Genomic DNA, 5,227 nt, shown 5'->3' on the forward strand with positions numbered 1-5,227 from the left:
ATGTGCTGTGTTTCAACAACACTACCTGTGTCCATTGATGAGATTGTGGATTGAACCTCACCGACAACATCAACAAGGTTGCTAACGTTTGATGAGCTAATCTTCGCAATACCCTCATTGAGAACAGCAAGCGTTTTTCGAGCCGTGGTTAGATCCTTAATTTTCTGAACATAACCTGGTAACATTTGAATGCTTGATGTGTTTTTAGTGCATTCAGCAAGATAGCCGAACCCGCCAGTAATGCCTGAGCTGCCTTGTTGCTCAAGCTCTCCATTCAGTAAAACCAAATCAATCTTAGAGCCATTTCTAACAAGGCTCTGCATAGCATTGAATATGGCTTTGTGAGATGACGAAGTGAAATCATCAGCAACTAAACTTTCGATAGCTGAGATAGCAATCTCTTCGGTTTCAGATGTAGCAATCAGTATTCCCCCAATGACAGCCTGCTCTGAGTAATAATCCGTGAATTTATTTTCCATTAAACAATCCCTTTTTTCCGTTCGGTATATTCTCGTTTAGCTTGCTCGTAGGTTTGCGACCATCTTGTCGGTGTTAAGATCCAGTCAAGCGTTAACCACCCCTTGTCTTGCAAGCCAGTGAATAAACTTGATTGAGATATCAGCTTGAAGCAGGTGTCCATGTGTTTCACTTCACGCCACTGCCCCTTGTTGGTTTTGCCATTCCAGACAGCTTCCAAATCTTTGTAAGCAGGTCTGCGTGATGTCCACTCATAAAAATCAATGGCTCTTTCAGGAACGTATTTATTCCAGATTTTAATTAATTCTTCATGAGGGCAATCAACAGGGTTAATGCCGTCTCGATTTTTCCACTTGAGCGCATCTGACAGGTAGCCATCAAAGCGAGTCATTCGACACAAGCTCTGCGGTTTTAAATCTTTTCCATTCTTCCAAGTCTTAACAGCCCATTCCATCACTAGTTTAATTTCATCAGGTGTGTAGCATTCGCCTTTTGCCTTGATGGTGTTCAGCGCTTTTAGGATGGGTTCAGTAGATTGAAATTTAGAATTGGTTAGCTGATTAAAATAATCGAGAATTTCTAGAGCGATATTTTCCCCAGCGGGGGTAAGGGGGATCTTGTCTTTATTGTCTTTTGTATTATTGTCTTTTGTGTTTGACCGTTTCGGTAAAGTGGTTTTTACCGTTTTAGTAAAACTATTCTTTACCGTTTCGGTAAAACTTTTGCTGTTTCGGTAAATGTCAGTTTCCCACTCGGAAATATTTTTATTCATTCCAATTTTTCGACCTTCCTGAATAAAAACTTTCATCCGAACTAATTGATTTTTAGCGGTTGAGCATTTAGTGCTATCAATCTTTGTCATGCTTTCAAGTTGTTCATTGCCAACCCAATCCATTTTTTTATTAAAGCCGTATGTTTTTCTCCATACAGCCATAACCATTAATAATTGGTGTTTGGTTAATCCAGCAAGCATGATTGCATCTAATAACTCATTCGCTATTCTGGTATAGCCGTTATCAAGGTCAGCCACTTTGCTCTCCATGACCTTTGGCTCAGGTCTAAAATCATCAAGATATTTTATTTCCGCTGACATGCTGACCTCCTTGTTGCTTTCTAAACTCTTCGACAAATCGCTTGCCGAAATTCCTGTTTTTTGCCGCTGCGACTAATAGCCCATCAGGGCTATCAGGATGTACTCTTTCTTCTTGATTTTGGTTGATAAATCGGCGTTTCTTTGCCATAATTACCTCATTGAGTTGTTGTTAAATTAAGTCCATTTGTTGAGAAGCCTCAGTTACCGCTGGGGCTTTTCTTTTTGGTGCTTTGACATGTTCAAGCATTTGAATTAATGCTCTAGCTTCATCACCCTGCAATATCACTGTGTCATCTTGTGTCTCATACCCAATAGCAACTAAAAGCCTTGCACAACGTTGTATGAAGCTTAATTGCGTTTTAGATTGTTGAGATTGCCAGCGAGATATTTGTGATTCGTGAATACCCGTTCTTTTCGCTACTTCTCTAGCGCCAGTAACAAGTATCCCTTTCATGATTTTTGATTCGATTTCTCGAAATTTGCGTTCGTTTGATAGTTCCATTTGTTAAATTCCTTCTTAGATTACTTCCCATATTGGGAACAGCAGTAATGATCCGTGGCTCATTCCATATGAGCGGATTGTTGATAATAATTGCCGATTGAGGTCAAAAGGCATGGCGTGAATTTTTAAAGAGCGAGTGAAACTAAGCAACTTTTGGTGGAAATAAATCATCAATAGTGACTTTCACACCTTTTTGATTAAAGAAAACAACGAGCTTTCTACAAACGTCTAAGTCAGCTTTACGTCTACCATTTTCGTAATGGCTGACATTTCCTTTTGTACATCCAAGCTCTTTGGCTAAGTCGTTTTGGGTGATTCCCAATTTTTTTCTGTATCGACTTAAATTGTTCATTAGAACCTCCTTATTACAATTAGATTAGTATACATAAAGTATCCGATAACTCAATATAAAAGTATACATTTTGTGTGTCCACATATATGTATACATAACGTATAATCTTGGTATGAAAATGAAATGGTACGAACTAGCCAAATCCTTGATGAAGGACAAAGGCGTTACTTATGATGATTTAGCTGAGCGCTTTTCGGTATCGAAGGGTGCGGTTGGTCACTGGATGACAGGTAAGAGAGAGCCTTCTCTACATGACATTGCTGGGATACTGGCATTTGTTGGTGTAAATAATGCAGTTATTAATTCAGATGGCTCGATTAGTATCGAAAAAGAAGATATTAGCCATCAGCCGCCAACATACGAATACCCTCTCTTCACTAAGGTACAGGCTGGCGCTTTCTCAACAGAATTTAACTCATACACTCAGAAAGATGCTGTGTCGTGGATTCCTACGGCTAAGAAAGCCAGTGAACGCTCTTTCTGGTTAGAAGTTGAAGGTCAATCAATGACAGCACCACCAGGAGGGAAACCTAGCTTCCCAGAAGGAATGCTTATCTTGGTTGATCCTGATGAAGAAGTGGAATTCGGAGATTTCTGTGTCGCTCGTTTGCTAAATGATGAGTTCACATTCAAACGATTGATTAGAGAAGGTGGAATATCATATTTAGAGCCGTTAAACCCACGCTATGACCTGATCCCTATTAACGGGAACTGCACAATCATAGGTAAGGTAATCAAGTCACAATGGCCTGACGACACGTTTTAATAATCTTATTTTAACCGATAGATGGCTATAAACATAACTACGATAAGTCCAATGCAAATAGCCAATAGGTTTCCATACTGGCTTTGTAATACTGCATTCGCCTTTTCTAATTCAATGATTTTGGCTTCCAAGTTAGGCATAGGAACCTCGATAGTGGATGAAATAGTTAAGTGGATTATTGCAAATACTGAAAGAATTATATCAATCGTTGCAATAATTGCATCATACTTTATTGGTGTTTATTCGAACAGACGCAACGACCGGCGCAAAGAGTTTAATTCAGTTGCAGACCCTATCTACATAAGGCTCATTAAAGCCAAGAAAGATCTAGATTTAGGGTTATGTGTTCACCGTTCTTTAGTTAATGAAAAAGAAATATTAAATCTTTCTATCCATATGAAAGAAAAGGAAAGAGAAAAGCTAATAGTGGCTTATAAGGAGTTTTGTGATGCTGTATCAATGATTAAGTGGGATAAGTATCACAAACCAACTTTAGAAGACGATGTAAGACAGAAGATAGTAGAAAGCCTTAAGCCTCTTATAGACTTAGCAAAACATAGATAACCCTAGCCCTCCCCGCGAGGGCTTTTTTGTACCCCCTCCCCGCCAAAGAAGTGATCTGCATTCCAATCTGAGATTTTTTTGAAAATAAATTATCTGAAAATACAGATAGTTGACTTTTATTTACCTCAAATGTCTACATTTAGTATTTACATGCGTCTACTTATCGTATACATTTAATCACATCAACGGCAAGCAAGATACATCAGCAAGCCATGCTCTTTAAAAATATAGCAGTACGGACAATGACATCTTGTCCAACATTTCACTGAGTGAGTTTTGGGGTGAAGTGACCGATACCAAAAGTAATCATAGATTTTATTCACAGATGAAACATGAATCGGGACTGAGGTTTGCGCAACTGTGACAGAGCAATATCAGCAATCACTACACCACCAAAACTTATTCAGAGGAGGCTACATGACAACTTATATTCAACCGTTAAAAACGTCACCTAAGAAAGTAGGTGAGCGCAAACAAGTAGAAGTTAAGCATGTAAATAGTGATTCATATAAAGCGCGTCAATATGCTAGATATGCATCTTTCAGAGCTAACAAACTGAAAGAAGAAGAAATTTCTAAAGCTAACTCAGTGAAAGAGAAGAAAGAACGCCCTGTTCTCTCTCTCAAACCAACAAAGCATTATCCAAGTGGAGATAACTGTTGCTTACCTAATGTAGCAGTATTTTCAGGAGTTAAAACAAAACAGCCGAGCAGTGAGTTCGGGGTTACGGCGAGATAAAGCCCACGGATGGGCTTAGTCATGAAAGCCAAGTTTTGTTTTGGTAGCTTCAAGGAATAACTTGGTAGCAATGCTCGCATTAGCAAATGCATAATCAACCATTCTGCTAACAACAGCTTCAGCGCCCTTTTCTTTTACCATATCGAGAAGCGTTTTTTTATCTTCATCAGGTAGGTTAACGGCTCTGATCATTGCTTCTAAGTTTTTAATGGTGCTTTCGTGAATTTTTATGTTAACAACGTTTAATTTGTTACCAAGAGTATCGGCATTAGCGCAATCAACACCATCAGCGGTTAACCCCATTTTTTGAATATTAAAAGAATAGGGTTCATCATCGACAACGCCGATTCTCACAGCACCGTCTTGCACTAACCCTCTTTTTTGCAAGTAGTCCAGCTCTCTTGCTAGTTGGTCTTCTCCGAACTCTTCCAGTAACTCGTTAAATTTATCCTGAGTTATTGGTTTCATTAAGAATTCTCTATTATTTAATGCTTGAATAATCATTTCTTGCCTCTCAGATAGAACGTGCATGTTGTTTTCCTTTTTCATTGGTGGGGTGAACACATTGTAATCAATTTCTTTGGTGGGGACTAGAGAAACCACTGACGCCCTAAGTGGATAAATAAACGGGCACAGTTAACTAATTACAGTCCATTCAGTGGGCTGTGGTGAGTTGATTAATAGATAGGAGATAGAGATGGATAGTAAGCCGATCGAAATTGAAATTATAAAAAC

The 5,227-nt window shown here is 38.8% G+C and carries 9 protein-coding genes; 3 read left to right on the forward strand and 6 right to left on the reverse strand.

Annotation, left to right across the window (positions count from 1 at the left end; translation table 11 throughout):
- The 5 genes from ABN256_RS18530 to ABN256_RS18550 all read right to left on the reverse strand — a co-directional run.
- On the reverse strand, positions 1 to 479 hold a 479-nt coding region (locus ABN256_RS18530; protein WP_349439884.1), incomplete at its 3' end, for a DnaB-like helicase N-terminal domain-containing protein.
- Positions 479 to 1,570, reverse strand: a complete 1,092-nt coding sequence (locus ABN256_RS18535) for a replication protein (RefSeq protein ID WP_349439885.1) — start codon at positions 1,568 to 1,570, stop codon at positions 479 to 481. The genes ABN256_RS18530 and ABN256_RS18535, both read right to left, overlap by 1 nt.
- The gene (locus ABN256_RS18540) at positions 1,545 to 1,718 is read right to left on the reverse strand and encodes a hypothetical protein (RefSeq protein ID WP_196574854.1); all 174 of its coding nucleotides are present in this window, start codon (positions 1,716 to 1,718) and stop codon (positions 1,545 to 1,547) included. Before ABN256_RS18540 ends, ABN256_RS18535 begins: the two co-directional genes overlap by 26 nt.
- Positions 1,719 to 1,739: 21 nt before the next feature.
- Positions 1,740 to 2,072 (reverse strand): CII family transcriptional regulator, encoded by a 333-nt coding sequence (locus tag ABN256_RS18545; protein WP_349439886.1) that lies wholly within the window; start codon positions 2,070 to 2,072, stop codon positions 1,740 to 1,742.
- 142 nt (positions 2,073 to 2,214) lie between these two features.
- Positions 2,215 to 2,424: a helix-turn-helix transcriptional regulator gene (locus ABN256_RS18550; protein WP_049257589.1), complete on the reverse strand. Its 210-nt coding sequence runs from the start codon at positions 2,422 to 2,424 to the stop codon at positions 2,215 to 2,217.
- Positions 2,425 to 2,506: 82 nt separating this feature from the next.
- Between ABN256_RS18550 and ABN256_RS18555 the strand changes: the two genes are divergently transcribed.
- The 3 genes from ABN256_RS18555 to ABN256_RS18565 all read left to right on the forward strand — a co-directional run bounded on the left by ABN256_RS18555 (position 2,507) and on the right by ABN256_RS18565 (position 4,492).
- On the forward strand, positions 2,507 to 3,190 hold the full coding sequence (locus ABN256_RS18555) for a LexA family protein (protein WP_349439889.1): 684 nt from the start codon (positions 2,507 to 2,509) through the stop codon (positions 3,188 to 3,190).
- 153 nt (positions 3,191 to 3,343) lie between these two features.
- Positions 3,344 to 3,754, forward strand: a complete 411-nt coding sequence (locus ABN256_RS18560) for a hypothetical protein (protein WP_349439887.1) — start codon at positions 3,344 to 3,346, stop codon at positions 3,752 to 3,754.
- Positions 3,755 to 4,171: 417 nt separating this feature from the next.
- Positions 4,172 to 4,492 carry a hypothetical protein gene (locus ABN256_RS18565; RefSeq protein WP_349439888.1) on the forward strand — a complete coding sequence of 107 codons (321 nt, stop codon included), beginning with the start codon at positions 4,172 to 4,174 and terminating at the stop codon, positions 4,490 to 4,492.
- Between the two features lie 15 nt (positions 4,493 to 4,507).
- Here the strand turns inward: ABN256_RS18565 and ABN256_RS18570 are convergent, their stop codons facing one another.
- Entirely contained in the window at positions 4,508 to 5,023 is a 516-nt protein-coding gene (locus ABN256_RS18570; protein WP_219495476.1) for a hypothetical protein, read from the reverse strand.
- Positions 5,024 to 5,227: the final 204 nt, after the last annotated feature.

It is taken from the genome of Proteus sp. fly-1008, assembly GCF_040140305.1.
GTDB lineage: Bacteria > Pseudomonadota > Gammaproteobacteria > Enterobacterales > Enterobacteriaceae > Proteus > Proteus vulgaris_B.

What these genes read in the sequence shown, in the direction of transcription:
- ABN256_RS18550 (WP_049257589.1), bottom strand. Translation starts at nt 2,424, where the DNA reads ATGAACAATTTAAGTCGATACAGAAAAAAATTGGGAATCACCCAAAAC.
- ABN256_RS18570 (WP_219495476.1), bottom strand. Translation starts at nt 5,023, where the DNA reads ATGCACGTTCTATCTGAGAGGCAAGAAATGATTATTCAAGCATTAAAT.
- ABN256_RS18565 (WP_349439888.1), top strand. Translation starts at nt 4,172, where the DNA reads ATGACAACTTATATTCAACCGTTAAAAACGTCACCTAAGAAAGTAGGT.
- ABN256_RS18535 (WP_349439885.1), bottom strand. Translation starts at nt 1,570, where the DNA reads ATGTCAGCGGAAATAAAATATCTTGATGATTTTAGACCTGAGCCAAAG.
- ABN256_RS18545 (WP_349439886.1), bottom strand. Translation starts at nt 2,072, where the DNA reads ATGGAACTATCAAACGAACGCAAATTTCGAGAAATCGAATCAAAAATC.
- ABN256_RS18540 (WP_196574854.1), bottom strand. Translation starts at nt 1,718, where the DNA reads ATGGCAAAGAAACGCCGATTTATCAACCAAAATCAAGAAGAAAGAGTA.